The 17,534-nt window shown below is 71.7% G+C and carries 16 protein-coding genes; 10 read left to right on the forward strand and 6 right to left on the reverse strand.

Annotation, left to right across the window (positions count from 1 at the left end; genetic code table 11):
- The first annotated feature begins 30 nt into the window (after positions 1 to 30).
- The 8 genes from ACZ7L1_RS14940 to ACZ7L1_RS14975 all read left to right on the forward strand — a co-directional run bounded on the left by ACZ7L1_RS14940 (position 31) and on the right by ACZ7L1_RS14975 (position 9,186).
- Entirely contained in the window at positions 31 to 2,718 is a 2,688-nt protein-coding gene (locus ACZ7L1_RS14940) for a YfhO family protein (protein WP_471437323.1), read from the forward strand.
- Positions 2,719 to 2,740: 22 nt separating this feature from the next.
- The gene (locus ACZ7L1_RS14945; RefSeq protein ID WP_471437325.1) at positions 2,741 to 3,718 is read left to right on the forward strand and encodes a glycosyltransferase family 2 protein; all 978 of its coding nucleotides are present in this window, start codon (positions 2,741 to 2,743) and stop codon (positions 3,716 to 3,718) included.
- Positions 3,718 to 4,119 carry a GtrA family protein gene (locus ACZ7L1_RS14950; RefSeq protein ID WP_471437327.1) on the forward strand — a complete coding sequence of 134 codons (402 nt, stop codon included), beginning with the start codon at positions 3,718 to 3,720 and terminating at the stop codon, positions 4,117 to 4,119. Before ACZ7L1_RS14945 ends, ACZ7L1_RS14950 begins: the two co-directional genes overlap by 1 nt.
- A gap of 96 nt (positions 4,120 to 4,215) precedes the next feature.
- Positions 4,216 to 5,244, forward strand: coding sequence for an N-acetyl-gamma-glutamyl-phosphate reductase (gene argC, locus ACZ7L1_RS14955; protein ID WP_471437329.1), 1,029 nt, complete (start codon positions 4,216 to 4,218; stop codon positions 5,242 to 5,244).
- Positions 5,245 to 5,356: 112 nt separating this feature from the next.
- A complete protein-coding gene (gene argJ / locus ACZ7L1_RS14960) occupies positions 5,357 to 6,508 on the forward strand; it encodes a bifunctional glutamate N-acetyltransferase/amino-acid acetyltransferase ArgJ (RefSeq protein WP_471437331.1) in 1,152 nt (383 codons plus the stop codon).
- Positions 6,505 to 7,440, forward strand: a complete 936-nt coding sequence (gene argB, locus ACZ7L1_RS14965) for an acetylglutamate kinase (protein ID WP_471437333.1) — start codon at positions 6,505 to 6,507, stop codon at positions 7,438 to 7,440. Before argJ ends, argB begins: the two co-directional genes overlap by 4 nt.
- Positions 7,437 to 8,642 carry an acetylornithine transaminase gene (locus ACZ7L1_RS14970; protein WP_471437335.1) on the forward strand — a complete coding sequence of 402 codons (1,206 nt, stop codon included), beginning with the start codon at positions 7,437 to 7,439 and terminating at the stop codon, positions 8,640 to 8,642. Before argB ends, ACZ7L1_RS14970 begins: the two co-directional genes overlap by 4 nt.
- A gap of 7 nt (positions 8,643 to 8,649) precedes the next feature.
- Positions 8,650 to 9,186 carry an arginine repressor gene (locus ACZ7L1_RS14975; protein ID WP_471437337.1) on the forward strand — a complete coding sequence of 179 codons (537 nt, stop codon included), beginning with the start codon at positions 8,650 to 8,652 and terminating at the stop codon, positions 9,184 to 9,186.
- A 232-nt stretch (positions 9,187 to 9,418) separates the two neighbouring features.
- Here the strand turns inward: ACZ7L1_RS14975 and ACZ7L1_RS14980 are convergent, their stop codons facing one another.
- The 5 genes from ACZ7L1_RS14980 to ACZ7L1_RS15000 form a co-directional block, all read right to left on the reverse strand.
- Positions 9,419 to 10,156 (reverse strand): FAD:protein FMN transferase, encoded by a 738-nt coding sequence (locus tag ACZ7L1_RS14980; protein WP_471437413.1) that lies wholly within the window; start codon positions 10,154 to 10,156, stop codon positions 9,419 to 9,421.
- A 60-nt stretch (positions 10,157 to 10,216) separates the two neighbouring features.
- Positions 10,217 to 11,011: an FMN-binding protein gene (locus ACZ7L1_RS14985; protein ID WP_471437339.1), complete on the reverse strand. Its 795-nt coding sequence runs from the start codon at positions 11,009 to 11,011 to the stop codon at positions 10,217 to 10,219.
- Between the two features lie 29 nt (positions 11,012 to 11,040).
- Positions 11,041 to 12,378, reverse strand: a complete 1,338-nt coding sequence (locus ACZ7L1_RS14990) for a ferredoxin reductase family protein (protein ID WP_471437416.1) — start codon at positions 12,376 to 12,378, stop codon at positions 11,041 to 11,043.
- A 124-nt stretch (positions 12,379 to 12,502) separates the two neighbouring features.
- Positions 12,503 to 13,036, reverse strand: coding sequence for an FMN-binding protein (locus tag ACZ7L1_RS14995; RefSeq protein WP_471437341.1), 534 nt, complete (start codon positions 13,034 to 13,036; stop codon positions 12,503 to 12,505).
- 7 nt (positions 13,037 to 13,043) lie between these two features.
- A complete protein-coding gene (locus tag ACZ7L1_RS15000) occupies positions 13,044 to 14,393 on the reverse strand; it encodes a ferredoxin reductase family protein (protein WP_471437342.1) in 1,350 nt (449 codons plus the stop codon).
- Positions 14,394 to 14,601: 208 nt separating this feature from the next.
- Here ACZ7L1_RS15000 and ACZ7L1_RS15005 point away from each other — a divergent pair, with 208 nt between their 5' ends.
- Both ACZ7L1_RS15005 and ACZ7L1_RS15010 read left to right on the forward strand, forming a co-directional pair.
- Positions 14,602 to 15,342, forward strand: coding sequence for a response regulator transcription factor (locus tag ACZ7L1_RS15005; protein WP_471437344.1), 741 nt, complete (start codon positions 14,602 to 14,604; stop codon positions 15,340 to 15,342).
- Positions 15,339 to 16,841, forward strand: a complete 1,503-nt coding sequence (locus ACZ7L1_RS15010; protein ID WP_471437346.1) for a sensor histidine kinase — start codon at positions 15,339 to 15,341, stop codon at positions 16,839 to 16,841. The genes ACZ7L1_RS15005 and ACZ7L1_RS15010 overlap by 4 nt, the downstream gene beginning before the upstream one ends.
- Here the strand turns inward: ACZ7L1_RS15010 and ACZ7L1_RS15015 are convergent.
- Entirely contained in the window at positions 16,828 to 17,532 is a 705-nt protein-coding gene (locus tag ACZ7L1_RS15015; protein WP_471437348.1) for a L,D-transpeptidase family protein, read from the reverse strand. The genes ACZ7L1_RS15010 and ACZ7L1_RS15015 overlap by 14 nt on opposite strands.
- Positions 17,533 to 17,534 lie beyond the last annotated feature (2 nt).

Consider the following 17,534-nt stretch of genomic DNA (forward strand, 5'->3'; position numbering starts at 1 on the left):
CATGCGGCGCCGACCGAACAGGAACAGGGTGTGAACCTCACCGTTCAGCACGACCGCCGTGCGTGGCTCCGGCTGCCGCGCCCGACCGGACCCCGGCCGGCCGGCGCCCTGCTCGCCGCGGTCCTCACCGCCGCCGCGTTCTGCGCGGCCGACGCCGTCGCCCGCAGCTACCCGTTCGGACCCCACACCCGGAGCGTCAACGACCTGGGCAACCAGTACGTCCCGTTCCACGCGCACCTGTGGGACCTGCTGCACGGAAGGGGCGACGGAGGTCTTCTCGTCAACTGGCAGTCCGGGTACGGTTCCAGCTTCCTGCCCGACCTCGGTACGTACCTCAGCAGCCCGTTCGCCCTGCTCGTGGCGGTGTTCCCGCGCGACGAGATCGACCTCGCGGTCTATGTGATCACGGTGCTGAAGACGGCGTGCGCCGGCGCCGCCATGGCCTGGCTGCTGCTCACCCTGCGTCCCGGCCGCTGGTGGGCCGCGGGGCTGCTGGGCACCTCCTACGCCCTGTGCGGCTGGAGCGTGTCGTCCGCCGTGTACAACCCGATGTGGCTCGACGGCCTCATCGCCCTGCCACTGCTGTGCCTGGTCGGCGAATGGGCGCTGAACGGACGACACCGGGTCCTCGGCGTGCTGATCGTGGCGCTCGCCTGGACCGCCAACTTCTACACCGCGTACATGGCCACCCTCGGCGCCGGTCTGGTGCTGCTGCTGCGGCTGCTGCTCGCCGGACTTCCGCGCCGCCGGGCGCTGGGGGCGGCGGGCCGCGCCGTCCTCACCGTGGCACTCGGCATGGGCCTGGCCGCACCACTGGTGATGGTCGTGTACTTCGGCACCAAGCACGCCTCCCCGGGCACCTACGGGCATTTCGTGCCGGTGGCGGCGCGGGACCTGCTGGCCCGCCTGCTGCCGACGACGTACAACTTCAGTACGCCGGCCGTCTATGTGGGCGTCACCGCGCTCCTGCTCGCCCTCGCCCTGCCGTTCCACCGGGCGGCTCCCCGGCGGGTGCGTGTGGGCTGGACGCTCCTGGTGGCAGCGATGGTGCTGTCGATGCAGTGGGCGCCGACCCAACTGGCCTGGCACGCCTTCACCGAGCCTCAGGGCAGTTCGTACCGCCAGGCCTTCGTCCTGTGCGCGCTGCTCGTGATCGCCGCGTGGCACTCGCTCTCGTACGGCGCGCCCGACTGGCGGGCGCTGGCCCCGGCGGGTGCGCTGCTCGCACTGATCACTGCCGTCGCGAGCCGAAGCGCTCTGGTGAAGTCCACCGCCTGGTGGGTGCTGCTGTTCGCCGTCGTGGGCGCGCTCGGCGGGCTGGCCCTGCTCGGCCGCGTGGACGGTGGGCGCCGAGGAGGCGGCAGGCGCCACACCGCGCTGGCCGGGTTGGCCGCGGTGCTGCTCCTCGGCGCGCAGTTCGGCGAGGCCGCCGCCACCTCCGCCGAGGCCACCCGGCAGCGGCTCGAGCACCTGGACGACTACGCGCCCTGGGGCACGCGCCAGGACCAGCAGACGGAGGCGATCGCCCAGGCCGACGGCTGGCCCCGGTACCGTACCGACCCCGGCCGGGAGCAGACCGTCGCCAACGACCCGATGCTGGTGGGCGGCCAGGGCGCCCAGTACTACAGCAGCCTCACCTCCGACGTCCTCAACCGCATGCTCACCGCCCTCGGCGGCGGCTGGACCTCGCGCGGTCGGAGCCTGCAGAGCCTGGACAACGCCGTCACGGACGTGATCTTCTCCGTCGGCGCGCGGGTGCACTCCCCGCCGGACCCGCATCAGTGGTGGAATCCGCGCAGCGGCGGCCCGGTGACCGTGTCCCGCCAGGAGGTACCGCCGCTGGTCACGGTCCGGCCGTCCGGCACCTTGGGCCAGGCACGGACAGGCGTGTCCGCCTTCGGCCCGTCGCCGTACCGCAACCAGGAGATGCTGCTGGGCACCCGCGTCTACACCGTGCCCGCGCTCACCGTGCGCACGGGCGACGGGAAGCCGACGGCCCGCAGCCACGACGACCGGCCGGGCCTGGTCGTCGATCCGCCGGCGGCCGGGAGCGCCGCACGCAAGCCGACGATCACGGCCCGGTGCCCGGCGCGCAGCGAGGTGTACCTGTGGGCGCCGTACTACTCGGGCACCGCAACGCTCGCCGGCGCCCCGGCGGGCACGATCGGGCGGTTCACGTCCAGCCATCCCGTCACCAGGATCGCCGCCATGCAGCGGCTCGGTGAGGCACCGCCCTCGGGCCGCGTGCGGATCGAGCTGTCGCCCGACTGGGCGAGCGTCGTCCCCGACGGTGCGGTCGGCTGCCTGGACACCGCCCGGCTGCGCACCACGGTGGAGGGGCTCAAGGCCACCGGCGCCACCGAGGTGACCGTCTCCGACGGCACGATCCGGGCCACGGTCCCCGCCGGCAGCAAGGGAACCGCCGTCGTCGCGGCACCCAGGATCGCCGGCTGGCGGTGCGCCGCGGGGGACGCTCCGGCCGCACCCGCCGGGAACTACCACGGGCTGATCGCCGTGCCTCTGGACGGCTCCTCCACCACTCTCACCTGCACGTTCCATCCGCCCGGGCTGCGGCTGGGCACGGCCGTCGGGGCCACCTCGCTGCTGGCCCTGATCCTGCTCGGCGTCCTCACCGCCGTCCGTCGGCGGCGCGCCACGGGCCGACCGGCACCGCCCACGACCACCCGACCGCTCGAGCGCACGACCCACGCTCTCTGACCGCGTCCCCGAGGGAACAGCCATGCTCATTTCGATCGTCGCACCCTGCTACAACGAAGAAGAAGTCATCGGACGCTTCCACGAGGTGGTCCAGAAGGCCGCGGACGAGCTCCTTCCGCTCGGTCACGACATGGAGTTCGTGTACGTGGACGACGGCAGCCGGGATCGCACCCTCGACGTTCTGAAGCAGCTCGGTGAACTCGACGCGCGGGTTCGGTACGTCTCCTTCAGCCGCAACTTCGGCAAGGAGGCGGCCCTGCTCGCCGGCCTGCGCCACGCCTCGGGGGACTGCGTGGTCGTCATGGACTCGGACCTGCAGCACCCGCCGGAGCTGATCAAGCGGATGGTGGAGCTGAGCGAACAGGGCTACGACCAGGTCATCGCCAAGCGCACCAGAAGCGGTGACCGGATCACCCGCACCGTCACCGCCCGCCTGTACTACCGGCTCATCAACCGGCTCGTCGACGTGGAGCTCGTGGACGGCGTCGGCGACTTCCGTCTGCTGTCCCGGCGCGTGGTGGACTCGATCCTCGCCCTCACCGAGTACAACCGCTTCTCCAAGGGCCTGTTCGCCTGGGTGGGCTTCCCCAGCACCACCTTCGAGTACGAGAACGCCGTACGTGAGCACGGCCGCAGCTCATGGAGCTTCCGGAGCCTGCTCAACTACGGCCTCGACGGACTGCTCTCCTTCAACAACAGGCCGCTGCGCGCCGCCCTCTACCTCGGCATGGGCCTGCTGCTGTGCGCCGGGCTGTACACGGCGTGGATCGTGGGCGCCGCGCTCATCCACGGTGTGCAGACACCCGGCTATGTCACGATGATCACCGCCGTCACCGCGCTCGCGGGCGTGCAGATGATCATGCTCGGGGTCATCGGTGAGTACACCGGCCGTATCTACTACGAGGTGAAGGGCCGCCCGCACTTCCTGGTGAAGGCCACGAATGTGGAGCGGACGCGGGCCGGCGCGCCCCGCGGCACCGCGAAGGACCTCATTCCCTGATGGCCGCCACCAGTACGCGCCCCATCATGGGGCAGGTCGTCACCTTCGCCGTGGTGGGCGTCATCAACACCATGACGTATTACGGCCTCTACCTGTTGTTCCTCACCCGTTTGCCGTACCTTGCCGCGCATATTCTCGCGTTCATCCTGAGCATGATAGGGAGCTTTTTCCTGAATGCGCGCTTCACCTACCGGACGCGGCCGACCTGGAGGAAATTCCTGCTGTTCCCGCTGACGAACGCCACCAATTTCGTCATCACGACGGTGGGTGTCTATGTGATCGTCGACGTCCTGCACGCCGGGAGCCGGTTCGCCCCCCTGCTCGCCTCCGCCGCGGCGATTCCGGTGACCTTCGTCGTCTCCCGCACGATCATGCTGCCCAGGGAGCAAGGCGCCGCCTGATCGCATCCGGCCCCACGGCCCGTCATGGGATCCGATCTCCAGGATTGCATAAACGTGCGGCGATACGTATAGTCATGCCGTCCAGGAGGAGGTTCCATGACGGTACGTGCCGCAGTCGCCGGAGCGAGCGGATACGCGGGCGGAGAGGCGCTGCGCCTGCTCCTCGCGCACCCCGAGGTGGAGATCGGCGCCCTGACCGGCAACTCCAACGCCGGCCAGCGGCTCGGTGCGCTCCAGCCGCATCTGCTGCCCCTCGCCGACCGGATGCTCGCCGAGACCACTCCCGAGGCCCTCTCCGGGCACGACGTCGTCTTCCTGGCCCTGCCCCACGGGCAGTCCGCCGCCGTCGCGGAGCGGCTCGGACCCGATGTCCTCGTCATCGACATGGGTGCCGACTTCCGGCTGAAGGACCCGGCCGACTGGGAGCGGTTCTACGGCTCCCCGCACGCCGGGACCTGGCCCTACGGCCTCCCTGAACTGCCGGGTGCCCGCGCTGCGCTGGAGGGGTCCAAGCGCATCGCGGTCCCCGGTTGCTACCCCACGGCCGCCTCCCTCGCGCTCTTCCCGGCGTACGCCGCCGGGCTCGCCGAGAACGAGGCCGTCATCGTCGCCGCCTCCGGCACCTCCGGCGCGGGCAAGGCGCCGAAGCCGCACCTGCTGGGCAGCGAGGTCATGGGGTCCATGTCCCCGTACGGCGTCGGCGGCGTCCACCGGCACACCCCCGAGATGATCCAGAACCTCAGCGCGGCCGCCGGGGAGCCGGTCACCGTCTCCTTCACGCCCACCCTCGCGCCGATGCCCCGAGGCATCCTCGCCACCTGCAGCGCCAAGGCCCGTGACGGCGTCACCGCCGAGTCGCTCCGCGCCGCCTACGAGAAGGCCTTCGCCGACGAGCCCTTCGTGCACCTGCTCCCCGAGGGGCAGTGGCCGGCGACCGCGTCCGTCTACGGTTCCAACGCCGTTCAGGTACAGGTCGCGTACGACGCCGCCGCGCACCGCATCATCGCGATCAGCGCCATCGACAATCTGACCAAGGGCACCGCGGGCGGTGCCGTGCAGAGCATGAACATCGCGCTCGGCCTCGACGAGACCACCGGGCTTTCGACGATCGGAGTCGCACCGTGAGCGACGCACGTGCAGCCACCGGGCCGCAGACGACCATGATGACCGCACCGCTGCGCTGCACGGGCGGCAGTGACATCAGCCGCTACCGCGGCGGGGCGAACAAGGAGATGCAGTGAGTGTCACGGCTGCCAAGGGATTCCGGGCTGCGGGCATCGCCGCCGGAATCAAGGAGAACGGCAACCCGGACCTGGCCCTCGTGGTCAACACCGGGCCGCGCCGCGCCGCCGCGGGCGTCTTCACCTCCAACCGTGTGAAGGCCGCGCCGGTGTTGTGGTCCGAGCAGGTCCTCAAGAGCGGCCAGGTCTCCGCGGTCGTCCTCAACTCCGGCGGCGCCAACGCCTGTACCGGCCCGAAGGGCTTCCAGGACACCCACGCCACGGCCGAGAAGGTGGCCGAGGTGCTCGGCCGGGGCGCCATCGAGGTCGCCGTCTGCTCCACCGGCCTCATCGGTGTGCTGCTGCCCATGGACAAGCTGCTCCCGGGCGTGGAGACCGCCGCCGCCCAGCTCTCCGAGCACGGCGGCGAGAAGGCCGCCATCGCCATCAAGACCACCGACACCGTCCACAAGACGTCCGTCGTGACGAAGGACGGCTGGAGCGTCGGCGGCATGGCCAAGGGCGCCGGAATGCTCGCCCCGGGCCTCGCCACCATGCTCGTCGTCCTCACCACCGACGCCGACCTCGACAGCGAGACCCTGGACAAGGCCCTGCGCGCCGCCACCAAGGTCACCTTCGACCGCGTCGACTCCGACGGCTGCATGTCCACCAACGACACCGTGCTGCTGCTCGCCTCGGGCGCGTCCGGGATCGCCCCCGGGTACGACGAGTTCGCCGAGGCCGTGCGCGAGGTCTGCGCCGACCTCGGCCGGCAGCTCATCGGCGACGCCGAGGGCGCCAGCAAGGACATCAAGGTCGAGGTGATCAACGCCGCGACCGAGGAGGACGCCGTCGAGGTGGGCCGCTCCATCGCCCGCAACAACCTGCTGAAGTGCGCCATCCACGGCGAGGACCCCAACTGGGGCCGCGTCCTGTCCGCCATCGGCACCACCCGGGCCGCCTTCGAACCCGACCAGCTCAACGTCGCCATCAACGGCGTGTGGGTGTGCAAGAACGGCTCGGTCGGTGAGGACCGCGAACTGGTCGACATGCGCTACCGCGAGGTCCACATCGTGGCGGACCTGGCCGCAGGCGCCGAGACCGCGACCATCTGGACCAACGACCTCACCGCCGACTACGTCCACGAGAACAGCGCGTATTCCTCATGAGCGACACCTCTCCCAAGTCCGGCACGACGCGCAAACACACCGCGCTGCCCAAGGCCGAGATCCTCATCGAGGCGCTGCCCTGGCTCACCCGTCACCACGGCAAGATCGTCGTCATCAAGTTCGGCGGCAACGCGATGGTGAACGAGGAGCTGAAGGCCGCGTTCGCGCAGGACGTCGTGTTCCTGCGGCACGCCGGCCTCAAGCCGGTCGTCGTGCACGGGGGCGGCCCCCAGATCAGCGCCGCCCTCGACCGGCACGGCATCGTCAGCGAGTTCAAGGCGGGCCTGAGGGTCACCACCGAGGACGCCATGGACGTCGTACGGATGGTGCTAGCCGGGCAGGTGCAGCGCGAACTGGTCGGGCTGCTCAACCAGCACGGCCCGTTGGCCGTCGGCCTCACCGGCGAGGACGCGCACACCATCACCGCCACCAAGCACACGCCCGAGATCGACGGCGAGTCCGTCGACATCGGACGGGTGGGCGAGATCACCCAGATCGACACGGGCGCGATCGAGGCCCTGCTCGCCGACGGCCGTATCCCGGTCGTCTCCTCCATCGCCCGCAGTCAGGACGACGGACATGTCTACAACGTCAATGCTGATACGGCGGCTGCGGCACTCGCTGCGGCACTGGGCGCCGAAACCCTCATGGTCCTCACCGACGTCGAGGGCCTCTACGAGGACTGGCCGAACTCCGACGAGGTGATCAGCCGCCTGACCGCCTCCCAACTGGAGAAGCTGCTGCCGGAGTTGTCCTCCGGCATGGTGCCGAAGATGGAGGGCTGTCTGCACGCCGTGCGGGGCGGAGTCAACACCGCCCGCGTCATCGACGGCCGGGTCCAGCACTCGATCCTGCTGGAGATCTTCACCGACGAAGGCATCGGCACGATGGTCGTGCCCGACGAGAAGCCGGACGAACAGGGGGAGTCGTGAGCAACGAGGAACTGACCGCGCGGTGGCAGGGCGCGCTCATGAACAACTACGGCACCCCGCGGCTGCCCCTCGTCCGCGGCGAGGGCGCCAAGCTGTGGGACGCCGACGGCAAGCAGTACCTCGACTTCGTCGGCGGCATCGCGGTCAACGCCCTCGGCCACGCCCACCCCGCGGTCGTCGAGGCCGTGAGTCGGCAGATCGCCTCCCTCGGCCACGTCTCCAACCTGTTCATCGCCGAACCGCCCGTCGCCCTCGCCGAAGGGCTGCTGCAGCTCTTCGGCCGCGACGGCAAGGTCTTCTTCTGCAACTCGGGCGCCGAGGCCAACGAGGGCGCCTTCAAGATCGGCCGGCTGACGGGCCGCCGGCACATGGTCGCCGCCCAGGGCGGCTTCCACGGCCGCACCATGGGCTCCCTCGCGCTGACCGGCCAGCCCGGCAAGCAGGAGCCGTTCCTGCCGCTGCCCGGCGACGTCACCCACGTCCCCTACGGCGACGCGCAGGCCCTGGCCGCCGCGGTCACCGAGGAGACGGCACTCGTCATCATCGAGCCGATCCAGGGCGAGAACGGGGTCGTGGTCCCGCCCGCCGGATACCTGAAGGCGGCCCGCGCGATCACCGCCGCCACCGGTGCGCTGCTCGTGCTCGACGAGGTCCAGACCGGCGTCGGCCGTACCGGGCACTGGTTCGAGTACCAGGCCCACGAGGGCGTCCTGCCGGACGTCGTCACCCTGGCCAAGGGCCTCGGCGGCGGACTGCCGCTCGGCGCCACCGTCGCCTTCGGCCGCGCCGCGGAGCTGCTCCAGCCGGGCCAGCACGGCACGACGTTCGGCGGCAACCCGGTCGCGTGCGCCGCCGGTCTCGCCGTCCTCGACACCATCGCGGCCGAGGGCCTGCTGGAGAACGTCAAGCGGCAGAGCGAGAAACTGCGCGAGGGAATCGAGTCTCTGGGCCACCCGTTGATCGAACATGTCCGGGGCGCGGGCCTTCTGCTGGGTATCGTGCTCACCGAGCCGCTCGCCCCGCAGGTGCAGCAGGCGGCTCAGGACGCCGGCTTCCTGGTGAACGCCCCCGCCCCGAACGTCGTACGGCTGATGCCGCCGCTGAACCTCGGCGACGACGAGGTGCAGGCGTTGCTCCAGGCGCTTCCCGGTGTCCTCGAGGCAGTGGACCCAGCGAATGGGGACGGACGATCCGGAGAATGAGACGACGATGAGTCAGGCGCAGGACCACGAGCACACGGGGCCCGCCGTGCCGCAGACCCGCACCGCACGGCACCGCCGGATCGTGGACATCCTCAACCGGCAACCGGTGCGCTCCCAGAGCCAGTTGGCAAAACTCCTCGCCGACGACGGGCTGAGCGTCACGCAGGCGACGCTCTCCCGGGACCTGGACGAGCTGAACGCGGTGAAGATCCGCAACACCGACGGCGACCTCATCTACGCGGTCCCCAGCGAGGGCGGCTTCCGCACCCCGCGGGCCCCGCTCGGGGAGTCGGCCAAGGAGGAGCGGATGCGGCGCCTGTCCCAGGAACTGCTGATCTCCGCGGAGGCCTCCGCGAACCTCGTGGTCCTGCGTACCCCTCCGGGGGCCGCGCAGTTCCTGGCGTCGGCGATCGACCAGGCGGAACTGCACGACCTCCTGGGCACGATCGCGGGGGACGACACGGTGCTGCTGATCAGCCGGGAGCCCACTGGAGGGCAGGCGCTGGCGGATCACTTGCTGCGGCTGGCGCAGAACGGCCACTGAGGCCCGCGTAGCTGCGGGCAATCGTGCCTCCGCCGACGCCTTGACGGCCTGGGAGGTCCCCCCCCCAGGGGCGATGGGGGGTCCCCTGCTCGAGCGAAGCCGAGAGCTTGGGGGAGGGTGGGCGCTGCGGGTACCCCGTGCTCGAAGAGCTTGGGGGAGGCACCCTGCAAGTGCGGGCAAGCGAAACCCACCCCCGGCCCGACCACACCGCAGGGCGCGACGCGACCGACGCTCAGCCCAGCCGGGCGGCGAGACCGCCCGTACAGCGGACCTCGTCACCGGCGGTGATCAGCAGCGCCTCCACGTCCGGCAGTGACTCCAGCCACGCCAGTCCCGCCCGTGACCCCATCGCGAACGCCGCCGTGGCCCACGCGTCCGCCCAGGTCAGGCTGGGACCCACCACCGTCACCGCCACCAGGTCGGTCACCGCGGAGCGCCCCGTGCGCGGGTCCACGATGTGCGCGCCGCGCTCCGCGGTCCCCGACGTGGCCACGGCAAGCTCCTCCGCGCCGGCCGCGGACACCACAGCCGCCAGCCCGCCGGGCCGCAGCGGATCCGACACGCCGACCCGCCAGGGCCGGTGCGGTTCCGGCATGCCGTACATCTGCACGTCCCCGCCGCCGTTCAGGCTCACGCCGCCGGCCCCGGCCGCCGCCAGACGCCGGGCCGCCCGTTCCACCGCCCAGCCCTTCACGATCCCGGTCGGATCGATCCGGCCCGCGAAGCGGGTGCTGAACCAGCCGTCGCTGACCTGCTCCGCCTCCGCCCCCAGGGCCAGCACCTCGGCGACCTCCGGTTCGCAGTCCTCCACACCCACCTCACCGCGGGCGAGCCGCGATATCTGGCTGTCCTCGCGGTAGGGGCTGAACACCTCGTCCACCCGGTGGAGATGGGCGATCGCCTCCTCGAGCGCGGTTCGTACGGCCTCGGGTTCGCCGCCGCGCACGTCGAAGGAGAAGACGGTGCCCATCACCTCCTCCGCGTGGCGCAGCACGGGCGGTGCCTCGGGGTCGGTCACCTGGTCCGCCACTCAGCCACCGGCCTTGTCCAGGGCCGACTGCAGGGACTGCTTGTATCCGGTGCTGGTATAGGTCGCGCCGGAGACCGCGTCGATGTTCGCACCCTGTGCGTTCACCGCCTCCTGGTTGAGTTTGGGGACGGCCATGGCGGTCTTCTGGTCGCTCAGCCCGCCCTTGGGCGCCTGCACCGCCTCGGCCTTGGTGATCTTCCCGTCGCTGACGGTCAGGCGCACCTGGACGGGGCCGTACTGCGTCTGCGCCACGTTACCGGTGACCGTACGCGCCTGGGCCGCCCCCGACGACCCCGAACCGCCTGCGGGCCCGGACGAGGCCCCGCCGCCGGAGTCGGCCTTCGCCTTGTCGAGCGCCGACTGCAGGGACTGCTTGTACCCGCCGCTCGTGTACGTGGCGCCGGAGACCGCGTCGATGTTCGCACCCTGTGCGTTCACCGCCTCCTGGTTGAGTTTGGGGACGGCCATGGCGGTCTTCTGGTCGCTCAGCCCGCCCTTGGGCGCCTGCACCGCCTCGGCCCTGGTGATCTTCCCGCCGCTGACGGTCAGGCGCACCTGCACCGGGCCGTACTGCGTCTTGGCCACCTCACCGGTGACGGTCCGGGTGCCGGTCTGTTGTCCGCTGCCGCCCTGCGGCGACTCCTGGGCGGCGGCGGTCTGCTGCGGTGCGGCACCGCCCGCCGCCTGGGCGGAGGCGGGACCCGAGGCCGGCTTCAGGGACAGCAGCAGCACGATCCCGGACACGGTGGCGGCGGTGGCGAGCACGACACGCCGTACGGGGTGGCTCTTCCTCATCTTCTTCCAGGCTCCTGGTTTCCCGTCGCTCACATCTCGAACGACTCGTGATGGATGCGGCGGGCGGGGACCCCCGCGCCGCGCAGTGCTTCGTACACCTGCTGCGCGAAGCCGGGCGGCCCGCACATGAAGACGTCGTGGCGGTCGATGTCCGGCAGCTTCCGGCTCAGGGTCTCCGCCGAGATGTCGGGCCGCTCCCCGTCCGGGCTGTTGACCGCGTACATCAGCCGGGCGCCGCGCTCCTCCGCGATCTGCGCCAGCTCGTCCCACAGGGCCAGATCCTGGGTCGTGTTGGCGCGGTAGAGGAGCGTGATGTCACCGGGGGCGCCCGGCAGCGTCTCGAACAAGGCCCGCATCGGCGTGATGCCGACACCGCCGGCCACCAGCAGCACCTTGCCCCGACTGCGCCGGTCGGCGGTCATCGCCCCGTACGGGCCCTCCGCCCACACCCGCGTCCCGGGCTCGAGGTCCCGCAGTGCGGAGCTGTGGTCACCGATCGCCTTCACCGTGATCCGGAGCATGTTCGGGCGGGGTGCCGCCGACAGCGAGTACGGGTGCGAGCTGAACCGCATCCCGGGCGCGAGGAACCGCCAGCGGAAGAACTGCCCGGCCTCCGCGCCCATCCGGTGCAGCTTCCGCCCGCTCATCAGCACCGACACCACCCCGGGCGTTTCCTCGACGACCGCCTCCACCCGTAGCCGGTGCCGCAGGTTGAGCCGGATCGGCGTGAGGATCCGGTACCAGATCACCAGCGCGGTCACCGACCCGTACAGCGCGTACCAGGCGGTCTTCGCCTCCGGCTGCACGGCGAACTCGTTGCCCGTCGACAGCTGGTGCCAGAACGACAGGTACGTGGCCGCGTAGGTGAGCAGATGGACGTGGTACCAGAGGTCGTAGGAGATCCTGCGCCGGACCGGGCCGATCGAGAGCAGCCCGATGAGGACCAGCAGACCCGTGCCGATGGTGGCCTTGCCCACGTCCGGCAGCTGGTCGATCGAGTCGATGGTCTGCTGGACGATCCCACCGAGCCCCTTGCCGCTCTGCAGGGCGTAGCCCCACATGGTCAGGAACAGGTGGGCGAGGACCAGGCAGATGGTGTACCGGCCGGTCATGGCGTGCCAGCGGGCGACCCGGTCGGAGCCGACCCGGCGCTCCAGCGCGGGCACGCGGGCCATCTGCAGCACCACGAGGGCCATCAGATAGCCGGCGAGCAGGCCGGTGATCCGCCCCGCGTTGAGGATTCTGCTGTTGTTGTCGGCGATGGACGGCGTGTTCATCCACCACAGCCAGATGACGCCCGCCGCGCCCGCCCAGACGGCGAGCAGCAGCGGGACGGCGGGGGAGCGGCGTGGGCGGATGGCGCGCATCGTCTGGCGCCGCGCGGCGCGGCCACCGGCGATCGTGGACACGGTCTCCTCCGTGTTCCTGCGTGGGACGGGTGAGGCCAGTGGCCCCCTTGGCCCAGAGGTACGTGGCGGAGCCGCCGTGCGTTCAACCCTTCACGGAGTCCAGTGCCGACTGGAGTGACTGCTGGTAACCCTGGCTCGTGTAAGTGGCGCCGGAGACCACGTCGATGTTCGCGCTCTGCGCCGCCAGCGCCTCCCGGTTCAGCTGCGGGACGGCGTAGCTGTTGATCTCCTGGTCCCTCGGGTTGTCCTGCGGGTAGGTGACCGCCGTGACGTCGGTGAGCCTGCCGTTCGTCACCGTGATCCGGACCTGGACGGGGCCGTAGCGGGTCTGGACCGATTCCCCGGTGACGGTCTTGGTGCCGGTCGTGGCCGATCCGCTCGCCCCACCGGACCCGCTGGATCCGCTCGAGCTGCCCGACCCACCCGACCCGCTGGAATCGGTGGCCGCCCCGGACCCGGCCGACACACCCGCACTGCTGGACGGCGCGGGCGCGGCCACGGCGATGCCGGGCGACGCGTGCGGTTTCATCGACAGCAGCAGCACCATCCCGGAGACGGTCGCGGCGCTCGCCAGCACGATCCGGCGCAGCGGGCTCTTCCTCTTCAACGCGTGCATGACGGCCTCACAGCTCGAACGACTCGTGGTGGATACGGCGGTCGGGGACCCCGGCCGCCCGCAGCGCCTCGTACATGTCCTGCGCGAACGCGGGCGGGCCGCACAGGTACACGTCGTGGTCGGCGAGCCCGGGCACCGCGCCGTGCAGCGCGCCGGGGGTGAGGCGGGGCCGCGAGCCGTCCGCGCCGTTGAGGGTGTACAGCACCTTCGCTCCGCGCCAGCGGGCTATGGACTCCAGCTCGCCGCCCAGCGCCAGGTCCTGCGCCGAGCGCGCCCGGTACAGCAGCGTCACCTCGCCCGGCAGTGTCTCGAACAGGGCGCGCAGCGGGGTGATGCCGACGCCGCCCGCGATCAGCAGGGACCTGCCGGTGGTCTGCCGGTCGGCGGTCAGCGACCCGTACGGGCCCTCCGCCCACACCCGGGTGCCCGGCCGCAGCAGGGCCACCGAGGTGCTGTGGTCCCCGAGCGCCTTGACGGTGACGCGCAACTGACGGGGGCGGGGCGGCGCCGACAGTGAGTACGGAGTGGACGTCCAACGCAGCCCGTCCGTGAGGAACCGCCAGCGGAAGAACTGCCCCGGCTCGGCGCCCAGTTCGCCCAGGTGCCGGCCGCGCATGACGATCGACCACACGCCCGGCGCCTCCTGGTGCACCGACTCCACGCGCAGCCGGTGGCGCAGGTTCAGCCGCACCGGGGCGAGGAGCCGGAACCAGACCACGAGGGCCGCGACGCCCAGGTAGAGCGCGTACCAGGCGGCCTGCGCGAGCGAGTTCCCGGTGAACTCGGCGCCCAGTGCCAGCTGATGGCCGAAGGCGAGGAACACCGCCGCATACGTCAGCAGGTGCACGTAGTACCAGAACTCATGGCTGACCCTGCGGCGCACGGCCCGCGCGGAGGTGATCCCGACGGCGAACAGGACGATCGTGCCGATGGTGGCCTTCAGCATCTCCGGGTAGTCCAGGACCACCGTGACCGTCTCGTGCACGAGCGATGCCCGGTACTGGGCGGCGTATCCGGCGATGATCAGCACGATGTGCGCGACGAGCAGACAGACCGTGTACCGCCCGGCCATGGCGTGCCAGCGCGCCACCCGGTCCGAGCCGATCCGCCGCTCAAGGAGCGGCACCCGGGCCATCAGGCCCACGAGCACCGCGCAGGAGTACCCGCACAGCAGCCCCGCGATCCGCCCGGCCCCGGTCAGCCGGCCCGCCGTGCCCACCACCGAGCCGGTGCTCTGCCACCACAGGGCGATCACGGCGGCGGCCCCGGCCCACAGGAGGGCCAGCAGGGGAACCGCCGGAGAGCGCCGGACGACCGGCGACAAAGGTGGCGCCTGCTGTTGGTGGACCGTGGCCATGATCTGTTCCCTTCGGGCGTTTCGACGCCGCAACTGTGCAGGCGGAACCTCTGAGGCGGCTCTGAGGAGTCTGAGCCTGCGCTGAAGACGGCGGCGGAGAAGCGCCCTGGTCAGGGAAGTCGCCCCGGGCGCCCCGGGCCACTCATAGGGAACTCAGAGCGGCCCACGTCCTCGGCCGCTGCCGGCACGAGGGATCCTGGTAAGCGCGATGAACACACCCCGCTCCGGCCGCCCCGCCCTCGCCCGCCCCGACGGCACGCCCCTGCGCGTCCTCGTCGTCGACGACGACCCCGACCTCGCCGAGGTGCTGTCCGGGGCCCTGCGCTACGAGGGCTGGGAGGTGCGCACCGCCGGTGACGGCGCCGCCGCCGTCGCCGAGGCCCGTGACCTGATGCCCGACGCCGTCGTCCTGGACGTGATGCTCCCCGACACCGACGGCTTCGCGGTGCTGCGCGAGCTGCACCACGTGAAACCGGACGTGTGTGTGCTCTTCCTCACAGCCCGCGACGCCGTCGAGGACCGCATCGCCGGCATCACGGCGGGCGGCGACGACTACGTGACCAAGCCGTTCAGCCTGGAGGAGGTCGTCGCGCGGCTGCGTGGCCTGCTGCGCCGCGCCGGCATGGCCCGGCAGCTGGAGGAGGGGCCCAGGCTGACCGTGGGCGACCTGGTCATGGACGAGGAGGCCCGCGAGGTCACCCGGGCCGGCGAGCTGATCGAGCTGTCACCGACCGAGTTCGAGCTGCTGCGCTTCCTGATGCGCAACCCGCGGCGCGTCCTCAGCAAGGCCCAGATCCTCGACCGGGTCTGGTCCTACGACTTCGGCGGCCAGGCCCATGTCGTCGAGCTGTACATCTCCTACCTGCGCAAGAAGGTGGACGCGGGCCGCGAACCCATGATCCACACGGTGCGCGGGGCCGGCTACGTGCTGAAGCCGGTGGCCCGGTGAGGGCCCGGCTGCGCGAAGCGGTGGGGCACCTGCCCCGGCCGCGCACCCTGCGGGCCCGGCTCACCGCCGGGCTCGTCCTGCTGCTGGCGCTCAGTTGCGCTGCCGTCGGGGTGGCCGCAGTGATCGAGCTGAACGGTTTCCTCACCGGTCGGCTGGACCAGCAGCTGCGGGACGTCGGCCCTCGGTTCGCGGCGAGCCTGGAGCACGGCGTCAAACCGCCGGACCACGACGGTGACGAGCACGCCGACACACGCAAGCAGTCCTCCGGCACCTTCGGCGCCCGGCTGGTCGGTGACAGGGTCACCAATGTGGGACTGGTGCACCCCGGCAGCGACAGCACCGATCTCAGCGCCCCGCTGAGCACAGGGGACGAGCGCACGCTCGCCGCGGTGCCCGTGGACGGCGGGGGCCACAGCGTCTGCCTGTCCTCCCTCGGCGAGTACCGCCTGGTGGCGACCAGTGGGCTGGACGGTGACGTACTGATCACCGGGCTGCCGCTCGAGCCGGTGGACGCGGCGGTGCACCGCCTGGAACTGGTCGCCGCGGTCGTCTTCGGCGCTGCCCTCGCGGTCACCGGTGTCGCGGGCGCCGTCTGGGTGCGCTGGTCCCTGCGCCCGCTCAGCCGGGTCGCCGCGACCGCCACCCGGGTCAGCGAACTCCCGCTCGCCAGCGGCGAGGTGGCGTTGCCGCCGCGCGCCCCCGAGAGCGACCCGCGCAGCGAGGTGGGCCGGGTCGCCGGCGCCTTCAACCGCATGCTCGGCCACGTCGAGGACGCGCTCACCAAGCGGCACGCCAGCGAGGAGAGGCTGCGCAGCTTCGCCGCCGACGCCAGCCACGAGCTGCGCACGCCGGTAGCCTCGGTCCGGGGGCACGCCGAGCTGGCGCTGCTGCATCCGGGTCCGGTGCCGCCGCAGGTGACCCGCGCCCTGGAACGGATCGCCGCGGAGTCGGGACGCATGGGCGAGATGGTCGACGATCTGCTGCTGCTGGCCCGCCTGGACGCGGGCCGCCCCCTGGAGCGGCGTCCTGTCGACCTCACCCACCTGGTCCTCGACGCGGTCACGGACGCGCGGGCCGCGGGTCCCGGCCACGGCTGGACGATGGAGCTGCCGGAGGAGCCGCTGACGGTGACGGGTGACGCGCACCGCCTCCATCAGGTGCTGGCGAACCTGTTGGCCAACGCGCGTTTGCACACACCGGCGGGCACCAAGGTGACCGTCTCCCTGGAGACGGACGGCACGACAGCCGTCCTCACGGTCCACGACGACGGACCGGGAGTCCCCGCCGAGATCCAGCCGGGGGTCTTCGAACGCTTCACCCGCGCCGAACACCGCCGCCGCCCGGAACACCAGGGCGGCGGAGCGGGCCTGGGCCTGTCCATCGTGGCGGCGGTGGCGGAGGCGCACGGGGGCAGCGTCGGCCTGAAGAGCCGCCCGGGAGCGACGACGTTCACGGTGCGCCTGCCTGCCGACGGCCCGCGCCGCTCTAGTAGCGAGTGATCGCGGTCGTCCCGCTCGCGGTCCCGATGGCGATGTGCGGCCGGCGCCCCGGATCCGCCCACGTCAGGATCCGCTCCATCGCGTCCTCCGGCACCGACACACACCCCTCCGTCGCCCCCTTGCCGTTGACGTGCAGGAAGATGCCGGCGCCGCGGCCCCGCACCGGCAGGTGGTAGTTGAACCCGATGACGAGGGCGTAGTCGTACTGCGGGTCGTACGCGATCAGGTGTTCCGACTCGGAGGCGCGGCAGTCGGCCGGGAGGGGCTCCGTCCAGCGGTTGTAGGAGAGCGAGTCGTTGTCCTGGCACCACCAGGTGTCCTGACGCACCCGCCGGTACGGCGCCCTCGCACCCGAGGGCGCGCCCTTGATGCCGAACGCGAACGGCAGGTCGTACAGGCCTGTCGGTGTCGTGCTCGTGCCCTGCCGGCGCGAGCCGCCCTCCACGAGCCCCTTCACCCCGAACCGCGCGGGTGCCGAGCCCGCCTTCACCCACCGCCCGCCGCTGCGGTCCCACCAGCTGACCGTGCCCGAGGTCGCTCCGGTGGTGACGGCCTCCGCGGTGATCAGCTGGGTGCCGCCGCCGGTGTCCGCCATCCGCTCGGGCAGCGGGGCGTCCTCGGCGGGGTCCGGTGCGGCACCGAGCAGGAGGAGGGAGGCGGAGGCGAGAGCGGCGACGACACCGGGGCGCATGC

The organism is Streptomyces sp. NPDC107546 (genome assembly GCF_055639175.1).

Excerpts from the sequence above, each read along its gene's own strand:
- ACZ7L1_RS14945 (WP_471437325.1), top strand. The coding sequence starts at position 2,741 with ATGCTCATTTCGATCGTCGCACCCTGCTACAACGAAGAAGAAGTCATC.
- ACZ7L1_RS14950 (WP_471437327.1), top strand. The coding sequence starts at position 3,718 with ATGGCCGCCACCAGTACGCGCCCCATCATGGGGCAGGTCGTCACCTTC.
- argC (WP_471437329.1), top strand. The coding sequence starts at position 4,216 with ATGACGGTACGTGCCGCAGTCGCCGGAGCGAGCGGATACGCGGGCGGA.
- argB (WP_471437333.1), top strand. The coding sequence starts at position 6,505 with ATGAGCGACACCTCTCCCAAGTCCGGCACGACGCGCAAACACACCGCG.
- ACZ7L1_RS14975 (WP_471437337.1), top strand. The coding sequence starts at position 8,650 with ATGAGTCAGGCGCAGGACCACGAGCACACGGGGCCCGCCGTGCCGCAG.
- ACZ7L1_RS14980 (WP_471437413.1), bottom strand. The coding sequence starts at position 10,156 with ATGGGCACCGTCTTCTCCTTCGACGTGCGCGGCGGCGAACCCGAGGCC.
- ACZ7L1_RS14985 (WP_471437339.1), bottom strand. The coding sequence starts at position 11,011 with ATGAGGAAGAGCCACCCCGTACGGCGTGTCGTGCTCGCCACCGCCGCC.
- ACZ7L1_RS14990 (WP_471437416.1), bottom strand. The coding sequence starts at position 12,378 with ATGCGCGCCATCCGCCCACGCCGCTCCCCCGCCGTCCCGCTGCTGCTC.
- ACZ7L1_RS14995 (WP_471437341.1), bottom strand. The coding sequence starts at position 13,036 with ATGCACGCGTTGAAGAGGAAGAGCCCGCTGCGCCGGATCGTGCTGGCG.
- ACZ7L1_RS15000 (WP_471437342.1), bottom strand. The coding sequence starts at position 14,393 with ATGGCCACGGTCCACCAACAGCAGGCGCCACCTTTGTCGCCGGTCGTC.
- ACZ7L1_RS15005 (WP_471437344.1), top strand. The coding sequence starts at position 14,602 with ATGAACACACCCCGCTCCGGCCGCCCCGCCCTCGCCCGCCCCGACGGC.
- ACZ7L1_RS15015 (WP_471437348.1), bottom strand. The coding sequence starts at position 17,532 with ATGCGCCCCGGTGTCGTCGCCGCTCTCGCCTCCGCCTCCCTCCTCCTG.